Consider the following 15784-nt stretch of genomic DNA (forward strand, 5'->3'; position numbering starts at 1 on the left):
GCGTTCTTACGCCCGCTTCATCAGCGGAAACCGTTCCTTCAGCAGGCGCAGCACCGAGTCGTAGCCGATGGGCGGGCCGAAGAGGTAGCTCTGGCCGAATTCGCAGCCCATATTGCCGAGTTCCACGGCATCCTCTTCGGACTCGATGCCCTCGGCGACCACCTGCATGTCCAGTTCGCGCGCCATGGAGATGACGGAGCGCAGCAGCACCGTGCGCTTGTCCGTGCCGTCGCAGACCAGCGCCTTGTCGATCTTGATCGTGTCGAAGGGGAAGCGGGTGAGATAGGACAGCGAGGAGTGGCCCGTGCCGAAATCGTCGAGCGCGAGGCCAAGGCCGACATCCTTCAGTTTCGAGAGGATGAGGCGGGCCTGTTCCGGGTTCTCCATCACGACGGATTCGGTGAGTTCCAGCTTCAGCTTCCGCGGCTCGCAGCGGGTGCGGGCGAGCGCCGCGCGCACGTCGTTGTAGAGCTCGTTGTTGAGAAGCTGGGCGCTGGAGAGGTTGACCGAGACGAAGACGGGCAGGTCCCCGGTCTGCATCTGCCAGTCCATCAGGTCGCTCGCCGCCTTGTCGAAGGCGAAGAGGCCGAGCTGGTTGATGAGGTCGGAGGCTTCCGCGATGGGGATGAACTCGGCCGGCGAGATATTGCCGCGCTTGGGGTGGTCCCAGCGCATCAGCGCCTCGAAGCCGGCGATCTCGGCATCCTGCAGGCGCACGATCGGCTGGTAGACGAGGGAGAGTTCCCTGCGCTCGATGGCGCGGCGAAGGTCCGTCTCGATCTGCAGCCGGTCCGCGCCAAAGGTGCGGAAGGCGGGGCGGAACGGCTCCACGCGGTTGCCGCCGGCCTTCTTGGCCCGGTACATGGCAAGTTCCGCGTCGTTGAGCAGGCCGGGCGCATCCTCCTGCTGGTCCACCCAGGAAACGAGACCGATGGAGGCGGTGAGGATGATCTCGCGGCCGCCGAAATTGATCGGCACCATGATCGCCTTGCTGACCGCATCGGCGAAGTCCGCCACCTTGGCGGGGTCCCGCTCGGAAACGAGGATGAGGCCGAACTGGTCGCCGGAAAGCCGCGCCAGCGTGTCCTGCGGCTTCAGGAGGCGGCGCAGGCGGCGGGTCAGCGCGATGAGGATATTGTCGCCGGCGGCGATGCCGAGCGCGTCGTTGACCTGCTTGTAGCGGTCGATGTCGATGGTCAGCACCGTCGGGCGCACCGTGTCGGAACTGGCGGTGAGCGACAGGATCGATTGCAGACGGTCGAGGAAGACCTGGCGGTTCGGCAGGCCCGTCAGGTTGTCGTGCAGCGCGTCCTGCAGCAGCCGGTCGACGGAGTTGCGCTGCTCGGTGATGTCGATGATCGTGCCGACGCAGCGGATGATCTCGCCGTTCGCGCCCAGCACCGGCCGGGCGCGGATCGAGAGCCAGTGATAGTGGCCGTCCTCGGCACGCACGCGGAACTGATGGTTGAGCCGGCCCTTGCGATGCTCCAGCAGCACGTCGAGCGTGGCGCGGAAGCGGTCGCGGTCGTCGGGGTGCAGGCGCGGCAGCCAGTTGCGCGCCGGGCCGTGCATGACGCCGGGGGCAAGGCCGAGCTGGATGGAGATGTCGGGAATGGTGACGACGCGGTCGCGCGCCACGTCCCAGTCCCAGACCGTATCGCCCGAGCCGGTCAGCGCCAGCGACTGGCGCTCGAGGTCGGAGAACAGGCCCTGGCTATAGGCCCCGCCGGCAAAGGCGTGCTGCATCACCGTGAAGCCGATGAGGAGCACGATCAGCACGAGGCCGCCGCCGAGCGCGGGCTGGATGATGTCGTTGTTGAGCTGGCCCGTCACCGTCAGCCACGCGCCGAACAGCCAGACAAGGATCAGCGCCCAGGCGGGCACGAGCAGGATGGCGCGGTCGTAGCGGTTGAAGCCGAGATAGGCGATGAGCACGATGCCCACCGTGCCGGTCAGCGCGAAGGAGAGGCGGGCGATGCCGGCGGCGATCGGCGGATCGTAGATCGCCACGCCGAAGAGAAGGGCAAGGCCGAGCACCCAGGCGAGCGTCGCGTAGGAGAGATGCGCGTGCCAGCGGTTGAGGTTGAGATAGGTGAAGAGGAAGACGACGAGGCCCGCCGCCAGGAACACCTCGGTTCCCGCCCGCCAGATGCGCTCGTCCCCCGCCGTGATGGAGATGAGCTTGGAGAGGAAGCCGAAGTCGACGCAGATATAGCCGAGCACCGCCCAGGCGAGCGCCGCCGTCGCCGGCAGCATGGAGGTGCCCTTCACCACGAAGAGGATGGTGAGGAACACGGCGAGCAGGCCGGCGATGCCGAGCACGATGCCGCGATAGAGCGTGAAGGCGTTGACCGTGTCCTTGTAGGCGTCCGGCGCCCAGAGATAGATCTGCGGTAGATCGGGCGTCGCCAGTTCGGCGACGAAGGTGACGACCGTGCCGGGGTTGAGCGTGATGCGGAAGACGTCCGCCTCCTCGCTCGGCTGGCGGTCGAGCGCAAAACCTTCGCTCGGGGTAATGGAGATGATGCGCTTTGCCCCGAGATCCGGCCAGAACAGGCCCGACTGCACGAGGCGGAAATGCGGGGCGACGATCAGGCGGTCGATCTGCTCTTCGGAAACGTTGGCGAGCGCGAAGACGGCCCAGTCGCCCTGATGGGTGTCGGAGGTCGCGCGCACCTCGATGCGGCGCACGATGCCGTCCGTGCCGGGCGCGGTGGAAATCTGGAAGGCTTCGCCCCGGCCCGTATAGATTTCCGTGGTGGCGGTCAGGTCCAACGCGGTGTCGTCACGGGAAATCTTGACCGGCTCGACGGCGAAGGCGCGGCCCGAGAACAGGCCGGCGAGCAGCACCGCCGTCAGGAGGATGAGGGCGATGAGCCGGCTGGCGGAGAGCGCTTGCGGCACGGATGGAGACGTCATTGAAAGTGCATTGTCCTTAGGTCTGCCCAGTCCTGCCGCGTCCACCGCGCCGCTCACGGCTGCCTGTCGGCTGCCAGAAGCGAGAACATCACGTGGTCGCGCCACTCCCCGTTTATCTTCAGATACTCCCGAAGGTAGCCTTCCTGTCGAAAGCCGGCCTTTTCAAGGAGACGGATGCTTCTTGTGTTGTCTGGAATACAGGCTGCCTCGATACGGTGCAACTGAAGGCTCGAAAAGATATAGGGAATGGCGAGATTGAGGGCGCCGAACATATGCCCCTGTCCGGCATGCCGCTCGCCCATCCAATAGCCGATCATGCAGCATTGCGCCGCCCCGCGCCGGATATAGCCGATGGTCAGCCCGCCCAGCAGCGTTGCTTCCCCGCCTGCCGCGCGCGCGAACACGAGCAGCGGCACGGCCTGGCCGGAGGAAAATTCCTGTTCGTTGCGGATGACGCGGGTGCGGAAGGCGCTTTCGGTCAGCTCGTCGTTCCGCCAGGTCGGCTCCCAGGGTTCGAGGAAGCGCCGGCTTTCCGAGCGCAGCGCATACCATTGGCGATAGTCCTGAAAGCGGGGAAGGCGCAGGAGATGCCGGTCGCCGGCCAGCTCGACCGTGTCGGACTGCCGGGACAGAAACCGAAAAACCGACCGTGCCATGCAATCCTCCGCGCACCTTCCCGCAAGACTATGCCAGCAGGTTCCACGGCGTCAAATGCTGTGGCCTGAAAAGACAAAACCCGCCTTGCGGCGGGTTACGTCATGAAGGATGTCGGCGCTCGATTCACGGGAGGCGTGAAGAGTGCCGAGGCGATCCTATCAGCCGAATACCAGGAAGCCCTTGACGGCGGACTGGATGTGCGAGCGCGAGATGCCGAGGTCCTGCAGGGCGCGGTCGTCGAGGGCGTTCAGTTCGCGGACAGCGCGACGGTCGGCGGCGTTCTTCTTGATCTTTGCGATGATGTTCATGGTCAGCTCCTTTGGGTTGGCCACTATGTATGCGATCGCCGGATTGGTGAAAATGCATAAGCTTGCAGCAGAGGCATGCGTTTTGCGCATGGCGATCGCCAGAGTGCCCAAGATGGAGGCAGAAACGCTATTCCAGGTCTTCCTGCGCGATCGTGTGCGTCACGTGGATATCGGTCGTCTCCAGCCGGCCGGGGCCGAGATTGACGAATTTGTGCGGCACGTTGGCCGGCCCGAAGACGATCTGTCCCGCGACCGCCTCGATCTGCCGGTCGCCCACCGTGAAGAGCGCGCGGCCCTCGCGCACGATGAAGACCTCGTCATAGGCATGCCGGTGGAGCCGCGGGCCGCGCCCGACCTCGTCCGTGGTGTAGAAGATCACCGAGACGTTCGTGCCGAACCGCTTGCCGTCGAATTCGCCCTTCCAGGCATCGGGCCTTTCGGCCCACTCGGCGCGGTCGAGCAGGGCGGCGATCTTTTCCATGGGGTTTCCTCTCGTTCGGACATGCCACGAGGACGGGCGGGCCGCGTCTGTTCCGACAGTCAGGAGGATGTTTTTCGCCTGACGGCCGGTTTCAGCCGTCAGGGCGCGAAGGGCGGCTCAGCTTGCCGCGCGGTCGATGGTGCCGCGCGAGAGCGAGCGGGTGATGTCGCTGGCCGGGACGAGGTGTTCCAGCGGGCCGATGGCCGAGATGGTCGGCACGGTGTCGAAGAACAGGCGGCCGGCAAGGTCCGTCAGGCGCTCGATGGTGATGCCGGCGAGGCGTTCCATCAGCTCCTCGTTGGGGATCGGGCGGCCGTAGAGCATCATCTGACGGGCGATCTGGCCGGCGCGGGCGGCCGGGCTTTCCTGACCCATCAGAAGCTGGGCGCGGATCTGCGCGCGGGCGCGCTCGATTTCCTGCTGGTGGATCGTCTCGGACGACTTCTTCAACTCGTCGAAGATGACGGGCATCAGCTCGGGCAGGTTCTCGCCTCCGGTCGCGGCATGGATGCCGAAGATGCCGGTATCGGAAAAGCCCCAGTGGAAGGCGTAGATCGAGTAGCACAGGCCCCGGTGCTCGCGCACTTCCTGGAAGAGGCGGGAGGACATGCCGCCGCCGAGGATGTTGGCGAGAATCTGCGAACAGTAGAAGTCGCGGGCATGATAGGCCTTGCCCTCGAAGCCGAGCAGGACCTGCGCGTCCATCAGGTCGCGCGTCTCGCGGATATCGCCGCCGGTATAACGCGCCGGCTCGAAGACCGGGGAAACCTTGGGCGCGGTCGGCAGCGAGGAGAAGCGGTCCTCGACCTGGCGCACGAATTCGTCATGGTTCACCGCGCCGGCCGCGACGACGAACATGCGGTCCGTCGTGTAGTTGCGGTCGAGATAGCTGCGGATTTCGCCGGGCGAGAAGGACAGCACCGAGTCCGGCGTGCCGAGAATGGCGCGGCCGATGATCTGGTCGCGATAGGCGACCTCGGAGAACTTGTCGAAGACCACGTCGTCGGGCGTGTCGTTGGCCGCGCCGATTTCCTGCAGGATGACGTGTTTCTCGCGGCGAAGCTCTTCCTCGTCGAAGACGGATTCCGTCAGGATGTCGGCAAGGATATCGACCGCGAGCGGAACGTGGTCCTTGAGCACGCGGGCGTAGTAGGAGGTGGTTTCGGTCGAGGTGGCGGCGTTGACTTCGCCGCCGACATTCTCGATTTCCTCGGCGATCTGGCGGGCGGAGCGGCGCTCCGTGCCCTTGAAGGCCATGTGTTCCAGAAGGTGGGCGATGCCGTGCTCGTCCGTGGTTTCGTTGCGTGATCCTGACTTGATCCACACGCCGAGAGCGACGCTCTCGAGATGCGGCATGTTCTCGGTCACCACGGTCAACCCGGATTGAAGCCGGGTGCACTCAACTTTCATCAGACGCACTTTCTGCGATTCTAGCCCCGAACCCGCGTATGCTTCCCGATGAAGGCTTCCACCGCATCGAGCCTGGCTTCGAGGATGTCGAACCGCTCCTCCCTTTGCATGAGGTCAGCAAGCCACGTCGGAAGCGCCGGGTCAATACCGCAGGCCGATTTTACTGCGGCGGGGAATTTGGCCGGGTGGGCGGTGGCGAGCGTAACCATCGGCGCACCGGGCTTTTCATGCTTGGCGGCGACGAAGACGCCGATGGCCGAATGCGGGTCGAGCAGATAGCCGGTCGCCGCCAGCGTGTCCCTGATCGTCTGCGCCACCTGCTTTTCCGAGGCGCGGCCGGCGCGGAATTCCTTGCGGATCGCCTTCAGCGCGCTTTCCTCGATATCGAAGGCGCTGGACTGCTTCAGGCTCTCCATCGCGCGGCGCACCGCGCCGGCATCGCGGCCGTGGGATTCGAACAACAGTCGCTCGAAATTGGACGAAATCTGGATATCCATCGACGGCGAGGTGGTGGCCTTGACGTCCTTCATCTCGTAGCGGCCGGTCTTCAGCGTGCGGGCGAGAATGTCGTTCTCGTTGGTCGCGATCACCAGCTTGTCGATGGGAAGGCCCATGCGCTTGGCGGCGTAGCCGGCGAAGATATCGCCGAAATTGCCGGTCGGCACGGTGAAGGAAATCTTGCGGTCCGGCCCGCCGAGCGCCACGGCCGTCGTGAAATAGTAGACGATCTGGGCCATGATGCGCGCCCAGTTGATCGAGTTGACGCCCGAAAGCTTCACGCCGTCGCGGAACTTCGCGTCGTTGAACATCGCTTTGACGAGGTTCTGGCAGTCGTCGAAATTACCCTTGACGGCGAGCGCATGCACGTTCTTTTCCGTCGAAGTGGTCATCTGGCGCTGCTGCACCGGCGAGACCTTGCCTTCCGGGAAGAGGATGAAGATATCGGTGCGCTCACGGCCGGCAAAGGCGTCGATGGCCGCGCCCCCGGTGTCGCCCGAGGTGGCGCCGACGATGGTGGCGCGCTCGCCGCGGGCGGCCAGCGCATGGTCCATCAGCCGGGCGAGAAGCTGCATCGCCACGTCCTTGAAGGCGAGCGTCGTGCCGTGGAACAGCTCCATGACGAAGGAATTCGGTCCGGTCTGGACGAGCGGCGCGATGGCCGGATGGCGGAACGTGGCATAGGCCTCGTCGATCATCGCCCGGAACTTGTCGAGCGCAATGTCGCCCTCGACGAAGGGGGAGAGCACGGTGAAGGCGATCTCCTGGTAGGATTTGCCGCGCAACGCCCGGATGTCCTTCTTGGAGAAGGTCGGCCATTCGCGCGGCACGTAGAGGCCGCCGTCACGGGCAAGGCCCGCCAGGAGCGCATCGGAGAAACCGAGGGAAGGGGCCTCGCCCCGGGTCGAAACATAATCCACGTGCTGCGTCCTTGGATTTGCAAATGCCGTTGCGTCCGGCCCGTTCCCGCCGGGGGGAGCGAACCTCTCCGAAATTCTGAGGGCGGTTTCATTCGACAATCGATTTTTCGCCGCGCCGCTGCTATAGACCATCGCCTAGGGTCGTGAAAAGGCCCGTGAAACGAGTTCCGAAAGGCTTGTGCGCCGGGGGCGGGGCCTGATCGCAGGGGTAGAACGTATCGTGCTTGGAATGACCATCCGCCGTTTTCTCGGCATCTCCCTTCTCGCCGTCGTCGCCGGCTGCAACCAGACCGACAAGCCCGCCGATCTCGGCGTGACGAGCGACCCGTCGGGCGTCCAGGCCGCTGCGCAGCAGCAGACGCAGGTCGCGGTGATCCAGGGCTCGTGCCCGCAGGTCTTCCTGCGCGACGGCACCGCCGTCCTGCAGCGCTTCGGCAAAGGCGCCAAGGACGATCCGCAGAACCTCGCCTATCAGGTGACGCTCGCCGACACGACCCGCCAGTGCGTGATGAGCAATGACCAGCTCGTCATGACCGTCGTGGTGCAGGGCCGCATCGTCGTCGGTCCGGCCGGCGCCAGCGGTACAGTGACGGTGCCGATCCGCGTATCCGTCATGGATGGCGATACCGCGCATTATTCCGAACTCGTGCAGTTCCCGGTCACGATCCCGGCGGATGGCAGCGCGGGCCAGTTCATCTTCACCCAGAGCAATGTCTCGATCCCGGCCGGCTCCGGCGGCTTCACCAAGGCCTATGTCGGCTTTGAAGAGGGGGCGGCGAAGAAGAGGAAGAGGAATTAAGGGGTTAGGCAGTAGGCAGTAGCCAATAGGGTGGATATTTTCCTACTGCCTACTGCCTACTGCCTACTGCCTACTGCCTCAGATCGCTTCCTGCCACTCCGCCAGCGCGGCGATGACCTCCGGCAGCTCGCTCATGCGCGAGATGACGGTTTCCGCGCCGGCTTCCGTCAGGCGGTCGGCGTGGGAGGGGTAGGTGTGCGAGGCGCCGGTGAAGCCGACGACGCGCATGCCGGCGGCGCGTGCGCCCGCGATGCCATGCACGGAATCCTCGATGACCAGCGTGCGCGCCGGATTGGCGCCGAACTGCTTTGCGCCGTGCAGGAAGATGTCCGGCTTCGGCTTCACGCGGTCCGGGCCGAGGTCCTTGGCCGAATAGATATAGGGGCCGAAGACCTCCTTGAGGCCGACCTTCGAGAGCATCATCTCAAGGCGGTGCGTGGAGGAGTTCGAGCAGATGCAATAGGGCTTGCGGATGCGCGAGAGCATCGCCTTCACGCCGTCGATGGCCTTCACCTCCTGGGAAAGGCGCAGGTCCAGCAGCTTTTCCGACTTGTCGAGCAGGGTGGCGGAAAGCGGAATGGCGGCCTCGCGCTCGACGGCCAGCAGGATGTTGTGCCAGGTCATGCCGGCGAAGCGCTCGCCCATTTCCTCGACGCCGATCGGGTAGCCAGCATCCGTCAGCAGCGCCGATTCCACCTCGGCGGCGATGATTTCCGAATCGACCAGGACCCCGTCGCAGTCGAAGATGATGAGATCGAAACCGTTCATGAGCGCATGTCTTTCATAGGGAGCGGAAAACCGCCGGTTCCCTACACGAAAGGCGCCTGCGGGACAATTGCGTATTCGGCGCGGGGCCTTCCAGCCCCGCGCCGAACCTCGATCCGCATGCCGCGCGGCTTTACTGCACGGCGACTTCCGAACGCTCGCCGGCCTTCACCGTCGCGTTCACTTCCTTCGGCGCGACGTCGCCCTCGAATTTGACGAGCAGCACATAGTCGCCGGGCGGAAGCGTATTCTGCACCTCCGCGCCGTACAGGGTGGCGATGGAGTTGCGGTGTTCGCCCTGGATGTCCTTCGTGATGGTCAGGATTTCCACGCTGGAGGCGCCGGGCGCCTTGACCGCCAGAACGCCGGCATTCAGGTTGACGACGACCTCCTTCATCTCGCCGGCTTTCACCGAGAAGGGGATTTCGTTCGTCGCCGAGCCGAGCTTGGCCGTCAGCACGAAGTCGCCCGCCGGAACATCCAGCTTGGTGCCCGTGCCGTAGGTATTGGTCAGGCTCTTGCGGCTGCCGTCGAGGGCCTTCGTGGCCTCGACCACCTCGAAGAACACGTCGCCGGAATCGACCGCCGGCCCGCCTTCCGCATAGACCGCCTTGTTGATGATGATGCCCGAGCCGATGACGAGGTCGCGCTCGACCGTCTCGCCCGCCTTCACCGCGAAGGTTTCCGTCACCTTGGTCGGGCCGAGGGTGCCGTTGACCTTCACCTCGCCGGCGGAGGCGTAGAACTTCGCCGTGCCGTAATAGGTGGTGGAATAGTCGCCGAAGGCGATTTCGACGGCGGCGTCGGCATCGGCTTCCTTGTCCTGCGGCGTGCGCTTCGGCGTGACGATGATATGGGCGGCGTCGAAGTTGACGAAGGGCTTGGCCACCGCGCCGTCCTTCACCTCGAAGGGCGTTTCGCGCTTGATCGAGCTGTGCAGCGTGGCGACCGCGATGTACTTGCCCGCCGGGTAGGTGCCGGAGAAGGCGCCCTTGTACTGGCTTTCGAGATAGTCGCCGGCCGGCTTGCCGTCCGCGCCCGCCTTGTAGATTTCCCAGAAGACGTCGTCACTGTCGCCGAGCGACGGCCCGCCTTCGGAAAGGGTGCTGTCGAACTCCGCGTTGAAGGCGGCGACCGGCTCCGGCTCGGCCTCCGCGACCTCCTCGGCCGGCTTGGACATCGGCGCTTCCGCCACCGTCTCCGTCAGCGCGGCGACGAGCTGGCTGGCGTCCGAGGCCTGGAAATATTTGCCGCCGGTGTTTTCCGCAAGGCAGGCGACCTGCTTGCCTTCCTCCTCCGTCAGGCCGAAGCCGACGACATGGGCGGTGAAGTCGACGCCCTTCTGCTCAAGCGCCGAGGCGATCGCGCAAGGATCGGCCTCGCAGGTCTCCAGCCCGTCCGTCACCAGCACGACGGTCGCCTTCTCCTCGGTATATTTGAGGATGTCGGCGGCCTGCTCGACGGACTGCGTGAGCGGCGTCTTGCCCTTCGGGTTGAGGCCGTTGACGAAGGCGGCGATCGCGTTTTCGGTGCCGGCGGCCGGCGGTACGGCCAGCTCGATATCGCTGCACGAGCCCTTTTCACGATGGCCGTAGACCATCAGGCCCAGCTCGGTGCCGGTGGGCACCGATTTCAGCACGCTGGCGAGCGTCTCGCGGGCGATCTCGATCTTGCTGCGCCCGTCGATCTGGCCCCACATGGAGCCGGAGGCGTCCAGCACGATCATCGTCTTGTCGGCGGCGCCCGCCGCGCTGGCGGCAAGAAGCCCCGCCAGAAGCATGAAAACGGCTCTCAATCGCACGATTGTCCTCCTCGTTCCGGCAAACGCGGCCGACCCCTCGGCCCGGCGCGGCGGTATCCATCATGAAACGTGCGGGAAGCGGCGTCTATTCGACGCCGCCTGAATTCCTGGTTGCAGTCCCCTTGCGAGACGGTTTCGGCTTTTTCTCCAAAGCCTTCAGCCTTTGGTAACCATCTTCGGTAACCATAGCATCATCACGTTCCGTTCCGAGTAAGCGTATCAGCGAGTATAAAATGCCATCTGTTCTTTCGCTTGCAGACGTCTCCCGTTCGCCCCGCAAGAGCGGCTGGCTGGACACCATCATCAAGGGCGACTGCGTTGCCGCGCTCGAGGCGCTGCCCGACCAGTCCGTCGACGTCATCTTCGCCGATCCGCCGTACAACCTCCAGCTCGGCGGCGCGCTGCACCGTCCCGACCAGAGCCTCGTCGACGCCTGCGACGACGAATGGGACCAGTTCGCCTCCTTCGAGGCCTACGACGCCTTCACCCGCGCCTGGCTGCTGGCCTGCCGCCGCGTGCTGAAGCCCTCCGGCACCATCTGGGTCATCGGCTCCTACCACAACATCTTCCGCGTCGGCGCGACGCTGCAGGATCTCAATTTCTGGATCCTCAACGACGTCATCTGGCGCAAGACAAACCCCATGCCGAACTTCAAGGGCCGCCGCTTCCAGAACGCGCACGAGACGATGATCTGGGCGACCCGCGACCCGAAGGCCAAGGGCTACACCTTCAACTACGACGCCATGAAGGCCGCCAATGACGATGTGCAGATGCGCTCCGACTGGCTGTTCCCGATCTGCAACGGCGGCGAGCGCCTGAAGGACGCGGATGGCAAGAAAGTGCATCCGACGCAGAAGCCGGAAGCGCTGCTCGCCCGCATCCTCATGGCCTCCTCCAAGCCCGGCGACGTGGTGCTCGATCCGTTCTTCGGCTCCGGCACGACCGGCGCCGTCGCAAAGCGCCTCGGCCGTCACTTCGTCGGCATCGAGCGCGAGCAGAGCTATATCGACGCCGCCCGCGAGCGCATCGATGCGGTCGAGCCGCTCGGCTCCGGCACGCTTTCCGTGATGAGCGGCAAGAAGGCCGAACCGCGCGTCGCCTTCAACACGCTCCTCGAAAGCGGCCTTCTCCAGCCCGGCACGGTGCTGACGGATGCCCGCCGCCGCCACAGCGCCATCGTGCGCGCCGACGGCACGCTCGCCTCGGGCAGCGAAGCCGGCTCCATCCACCGCGTCGGCGCGAAGGTGCAGGGGCTCGACGCCTGCAACGGCTGGACCTTCTGGCACTATGCGGACGGCGCGGAGCTGAAGCCGATCGATGCCCTGCGCGCCGTCGTGCGCGCGGGAATGGCCGGCCTCGAATAGCCGCCCGCACACCCTTCATACCGTTTCTCCAGCCGCAGCCTCCGGTGTTCCCTGCACCGGGGGTTGTGGCTTTCGGGGGATGGTGTCCCCGCAAACTTCCATGATGGGGATTCAGGCGATGTTAACCATCGCCCGCTTACTGTGCTCCGGCAAATGCGTCAGGCCAAGCAACGGAAATCGTTGTGGAAAGCCGTAGCCGATCAACCGGCGCGGCAGGCAGGATATCGCCTTTCCGGTTTTGTGCCTTCAGTCCCGGAAATGCGAAAACGCCCGGAACCGCAAGGTTCCGGGCGTTTCGGTTCAAAGGGCGATGCCGTGCGCGGCAAGGTCGCTTTTCAATTTCTCCGGGTCGGTGAACAGGACCGCATTCCAGCCGGCAAGCCGCGCGCCTTCCACATTGGCCGTCGAATCGTCGATGAAGAGCGTATGGGCGGGCGCAAGGCCGAAGTCGCGGCTGTGCTTCTCGTAGATCGCAAGGTCCGGCTTGATCAAACCCACCTCGCCGGAGACGGTCACGCCGCGCGGCATGTCGAGGAAGGGGAAGAGCTTGCGCGCCTCCTTGAAGGTGTCGGCGGCGAAGTTGGTCAGCATGGTCACGTCGCGCTGCTGGGCGATCAGCGTCTCCATGATCGCGACGCTCTCGACATAGGCGTGCGAGACCATCTCGTGCCAGTGCTTGCGGAAGGCGCGGATATGCTCGCTGCGGTCCGGATGGGCCGCGATCAGCAGCGCCTCGGCCTCTTGCCATGCGCGGCCGCGGTCCTGCTCGATGTTCCAGTCGTGCGTGCAGACATTGGCGAAGAACCAGTTGCGCTCCGCATCGTCCGGGATGAGGCGCGCATAGGGAATGTGCGGGTCGTAGTGGATCAGCACCTTGCCGATGTCGAAGACGATGTGTCGGATTTCGATGCTGCTCATGGGGGCCTCGTGTGTGATTAGGCAATAGCTATTAGGCAGTAGCCATTAGGCAATAGGCAGTAGGGAAAGGCGTTGCATTACACGCCACGTTCCACAATTTCTACTGCCTACTGCCTACTGCCTACTGCCTACTGCCTACTGCCTACTGCCTACTGCCTACTGCCTACTGCCTACTGCCTACTTACCAAACGCCCCCGGTATCGCCTGCCTTATCGCCTTCTTCATGACGGTCGGCAGCGCCTCGCCGTCGAGCGTCTCCTTCGGCTGCCACCAGCCATTGCCGGCCTGTCCGTTGCCCGCCACCATGGAGCGGTAGACCGAGAGGCGCAATTCGAAATGCGTGAAGACGTGGGTGACGGTGCCGCAGGCCGTCCAGTCGGCCGGGAAGGGGGCGGCGGAAAGGTCCGTCGCGCCGTCGATGCGCGCCGTCCAGTCGCTGCCCGGCACCTCCGTCATGCCGCCGAGAAGACCGCTTTCGCCGCGCTTGCGCAGGAGGATCGCGCCCGCCGCGTTCTCAGCGACGAAGGCGGCGCCGAGCCGGACCGGCTTTGCCTTCTTCGCCGCCTTGCGGGGGTAAAGCTCCGGGTCCGCCCTGCCGAGCACCCGGCAGTCCGCATTGAGGGGACAGAGTGCGCAGGCCGGCCGGCGCGGCGTGCAGATCGTCGCGCCGAGGTCCATCATCGCCTGCGCGAAGTCGCCCGGCCGCTCCCGGGGCGTCATGGCGGCCACCAGCGCGCGCATTTCGGATTTCGCTGCGGGCAGGGGCGTCTCGATGGCATGAAGGCGCGAGACGACGCGCTCGACATTGCCGTCGAGAACGGCGCTTTGCCGGTCGAAGGCGATGGCCGCGATGGCGGCGGCCGTATAATCGCCGATGCCCGGCAGCGCCTTCAGCCCTTCCTCCGTATCGGGAAAGACGCCGCCATGCCCGAAGGCGACGACTTCCGCGCATTTCTTGAGGTTGCGGGCGCGGGCATAGTAGCCGAGGCCCGCCCAGGACTTCATCACGTCCTCCGTATCGGCCTTGGCAAGGTCGGTCACGGTCGGCCAGCGGGTGGTGAACAGCGCGAAATAGGCCTTCACCGCCTGTACCGTCGTCTGTTGCAGCATGACCTCGGAAAGCCAGACCCGGTAGGGATCGGGTCGGATGCCGCCGGCCGCCATCGGCGGACTGACCCGCCAGGGCAGGTCGCGGTGGTGCCGGTCGTACCAGGCGAGGATGAGATCGGCAGGCGCGGCGGGCCGGCGGGATTGGGTCATGGTATGCCTGAACGGGTCGGTGCGCTTTTCCGGGCGGGATGCGGCGCGCGCAAAACCGCTGCACACTTCTCCTGGATTTGTTCTATAACTGGCCGAGCGGTCCGCGATCTGCAAGGTGCTTCGCGGACAAGACAGGACTATTTTCCCGCAAAGGGTGGAATGTGAACGCGAAGACCGGAAGGCCCCAGTCGCGGCGCGGCGTCGTCCAGATCAGCGAAGTGGCCAACGACCTCATCGATCCGGTGCTGGCCAAGCGGGCGGGCATCAACACGATGCTGCTCGGCTCCTGGGACGAGATCGCCGGCTCGGAATTTGCCGAATGCACGCGGCCGGAGCGCATCGCCTGGCCGCGCCGCGCCTCGGAAATGGCGGGCGAGGGCGGCGGCTACCAGCCGGGCGTGCTGACGATCGCCTGCGAGGGCGCACGCGCGCTCTTCCTCAGCCACCAGCAGGGCGAGATCATCCAGCGCATCAACGGCTTCTTCGGTTTTCCGGCCATCAACCAGGTCCGGATCGTGCAGAAGCCGGTGACGCCGCAGGCGCGCCACCGCGCCCGGCCGCGCCCGTTGACGGGGGACGCCGCCCGCCATCTCGACGAACTCGTCGACGGCATCGAGGGCGAGGCGCTGAAGACGGCCCTCAAACGTCTCGGCACGGCCGTGCTCGGTCGGCGGCGTTGATCATCGAACGGTCACAATTCTTTGAAGTTACTGGCCTTCACGCCGCTTGTTCGCGCCCGAAAGCAGGTATAACGGGATTGCGCAAGTACAGAATTTCATATCCCTTCCGACAGGAGAGACCATGTCCCTTTCCGAAATGAGCCTCATGAAGCGTCTTCTCACGGGCGCCGCCGTCGCCGCGCTCGCCGTGACGCTGGCCGCCTGCTCCGACGAGAAGAAGGAGGAGACCGCCAAGGCGCCCGAAACCAGCCAGACGACGACCAGCGAAAGCGCAAGCTCGACGCCGGCGACGTCCACGTCCACTGGCACGGCGACCGAGACTCCCGCGACGACCACCACCACCACCACGACAACGACGCCGGCGGCCGAGACCGCCCAGAAGCCCGCCGTCGAGCTGCCCACTTCGGAAGGCGACGTGGACATGGCCGAGGTGCTGAAGCCCGGCGCGCTGCCCGACATGGCGCTCGGCGAGGCGAATGCCCCCGTCACCATCGTCGAATACATGTCGACGACCTGCCCGCATTGCGCGGCGTTCCACAACAACACCTTCGACGCCATCAAGGAAAAGTATGTCGATAGCGGCAAGGTCCGCTTCATCCTGCGCGAATTCCCGTTCGATCCGCGCGCTGCCGCAGCCTTCATGCTGGCGCGCTGCAACCCGCAGGACACGACCAAGCTCACCGAGGCCGCCCAGTATTTCCCGATGATCTCCATGCTGATGAAGCAGCAGGAAACCTGGGCCGGCGCGCAGGATGGCCGCGAAGCGCTGCTGCAGATGTCCAAGCTCGCCGGTTTTACACAGGAGAGCTTCCAGGCCTGCTTGACGAACCAGAAGCTTCTGGATGATGTGAACGCGGTACGGGAACGCGGTGCCAAGGAATTCGGCGTCGCGGCGACCCCGACCTTCCTGATCAACGGCAAGCGCTATTCGGGGGACATGTCGGTTGACACCATGTCGGCCCTTATCGACAGCATGCTCTGATCCTTCGACCGGATTTCAGGCG

Annotated in this window: 14 protein-coding genes; 4 read left to right on the forward strand and 10 right to left on the reverse strand. The window is 65.1% G+C overall.

Annotated features, from left to right (window positions below):
• Positions 1-6: 6 nt before the first annotated feature.
• The 6 genes from K8M09_RS03845 to thrC all read right to left on the reverse strand — a co-directional run bounded on the left by K8M09_RS03845 (position 7) and on the right by thrC (position 7193).
• Positions 7-2919 (reverse strand): EAL domain-containing protein, encoded by a 2913-nt coding sequence (locus K8M09_RS03845; RefSeq protein ID WP_160785488.1) that lies wholly within the window; start codon positions 2917-2919, stop codon positions 7-9.
• Positions 2920-2972: 53 nt separating this feature from the next.
• A complete protein-coding gene (locus K8M09_RS03850) occupies positions 2973-3575 on the reverse strand; it encodes a GNAT family N-acetyltransferase (RefSeq protein WP_160785489.1) in 603 nt (200 codons plus the stop codon).
• A gap of 159 nt (positions 3576-3734) precedes the next feature.
• Complete coding sequence (locus K8M09_RS03855; RefSeq protein ID WP_160785490.1) at positions 3735-3884, reverse strand: DUF1127 domain-containing protein; 150 nt, start codon at positions 3882-3884, stop codon at positions 3735-3737.
• Between the two features lie 127 nt (positions 3885-4011).
• Positions 4012-4365, reverse strand: coding sequence for a cupin domain-containing protein (locus K8M09_RS03860; RefSeq protein ID WP_160785491.1), 354 nt, complete (start codon positions 4363-4365; stop codon positions 4012-4014).
• A 117-nt stretch (positions 4366-4482) separates the two neighbouring features.
• Complete coding sequence (locus tag K8M09_RS03865) at positions 4483-5778, reverse strand: M16 family metallopeptidase (RefSeq protein WP_206366662.1); 1296 nt, start codon at positions 5776-5778, stop codon at positions 4483-4485.
• 17 nt (positions 5779-5795) lie between these two features.
• Complete coding sequence (gene thrC, locus K8M09_RS03870; protein WP_160785493.1) at positions 5796-7193, reverse strand: threonine synthase; 1398 nt, start codon at positions 7191-7193, stop codon at positions 5796-5798.
• A gap of 229 nt (positions 7194-7422) precedes the next feature.
• Between thrC and K8M09_RS03875 the strand changes: the two genes are divergently transcribed.
• Positions 7423-7992, forward strand: coding sequence for a hypothetical protein (locus K8M09_RS03875; protein WP_160785685.1), 570 nt, complete (start codon positions 7423-7425; stop codon positions 7990-7992).
• A 78-nt stretch (positions 7993-8070) separates the two neighbouring features.
• Here the strand turns inward: K8M09_RS03875 and K8M09_RS03880 are convergent, their stop codons facing one another.
• Together K8M09_RS03880 and K8M09_RS03885 are read right to left on the reverse strand one after the other, a co-directional pair.
• The gene (locus K8M09_RS03880; RefSeq protein ID WP_160785494.1) at positions 8071-8760 is read right to left on the reverse strand and encodes an HAD family hydrolase; all 690 of its coding nucleotides are present in this window, start codon (positions 8758-8760) and stop codon (positions 8071-8073) included.
• Positions 8761-8890: 130 nt separating this feature from the next.
• On the reverse strand, positions 8891-10558 hold the full coding sequence (locus K8M09_RS03885; protein WP_229342143.1) for a vWA domain-containing protein: 1668 nt from the start codon (positions 10556-10558) through the stop codon (positions 8891-8893).
• A gap of 233 nt (positions 10559-10791) precedes the next feature.
• Between K8M09_RS03885 and K8M09_RS03890 the strand changes: the two genes are divergently transcribed.
• Positions 10792-11922: a site-specific DNA-methyltransferase gene (locus K8M09_RS03890; protein WP_160785495.1), complete on the forward strand. Its 1131-nt coding sequence runs from the start codon at positions 10792-10794 to the stop codon at positions 11920-11922.
• A gap of 300 nt (positions 11923-12222) precedes the next feature.
• Here K8M09_RS03890 and K8M09_RS03895 read toward each other — a convergent pair whose 3' ends face one another.
• The gene (locus K8M09_RS03895; protein WP_160785496.1) at positions 12223-12840 is read right to left on the reverse strand and encodes an HAD family hydrolase; all 618 of its coding nucleotides are present in this window, start codon (positions 12838-12840) and stop codon (positions 12223-12225) included.
• 177 nt (positions 12841-13017) lie between these two features.
• On the reverse strand, positions 13018-14100 hold the full coding sequence (mutY, locus tag K8M09_RS03900; protein WP_160785497.1) for an A/G-specific adenine glycosylase: 1083 nt from the start codon (positions 14098-14100) through the stop codon (positions 13018-13020).
• 161 nt (positions 14101-14261) lie between these two features.
• Between mutY and K8M09_RS03905 the strand changes: the two genes are divergently transcribed.
• Positions 14262-14780 (forward strand): DUF721 domain-containing protein, encoded by a 519-nt coding sequence (locus K8M09_RS03905; RefSeq protein WP_229342144.1) that lies wholly within the window; start codon positions 14262-14264, stop codon positions 14778-14780.
• Positions 14781-14901: 121 nt separating this feature from the next.
• Complete coding sequence (locus tag K8M09_RS03910; protein ID WP_160785499.1) at positions 14902-15762, forward strand: DsbA family protein; 861 nt, start codon at positions 14902-14904, stop codon at positions 15760-15762.
• Positions 15763-15784 lie beyond the last annotated feature (22 nt).

It is taken from the genome of Shinella zoogloeoides, assembly GCF_020883495.1.
In the GTDB taxonomy this organism is placed as follows: Bacteria; Pseudomonadota; Alphaproteobacteria; order Rhizobiales; family Rhizobiaceae; genus Shinella; species Shinella zoogloeoides.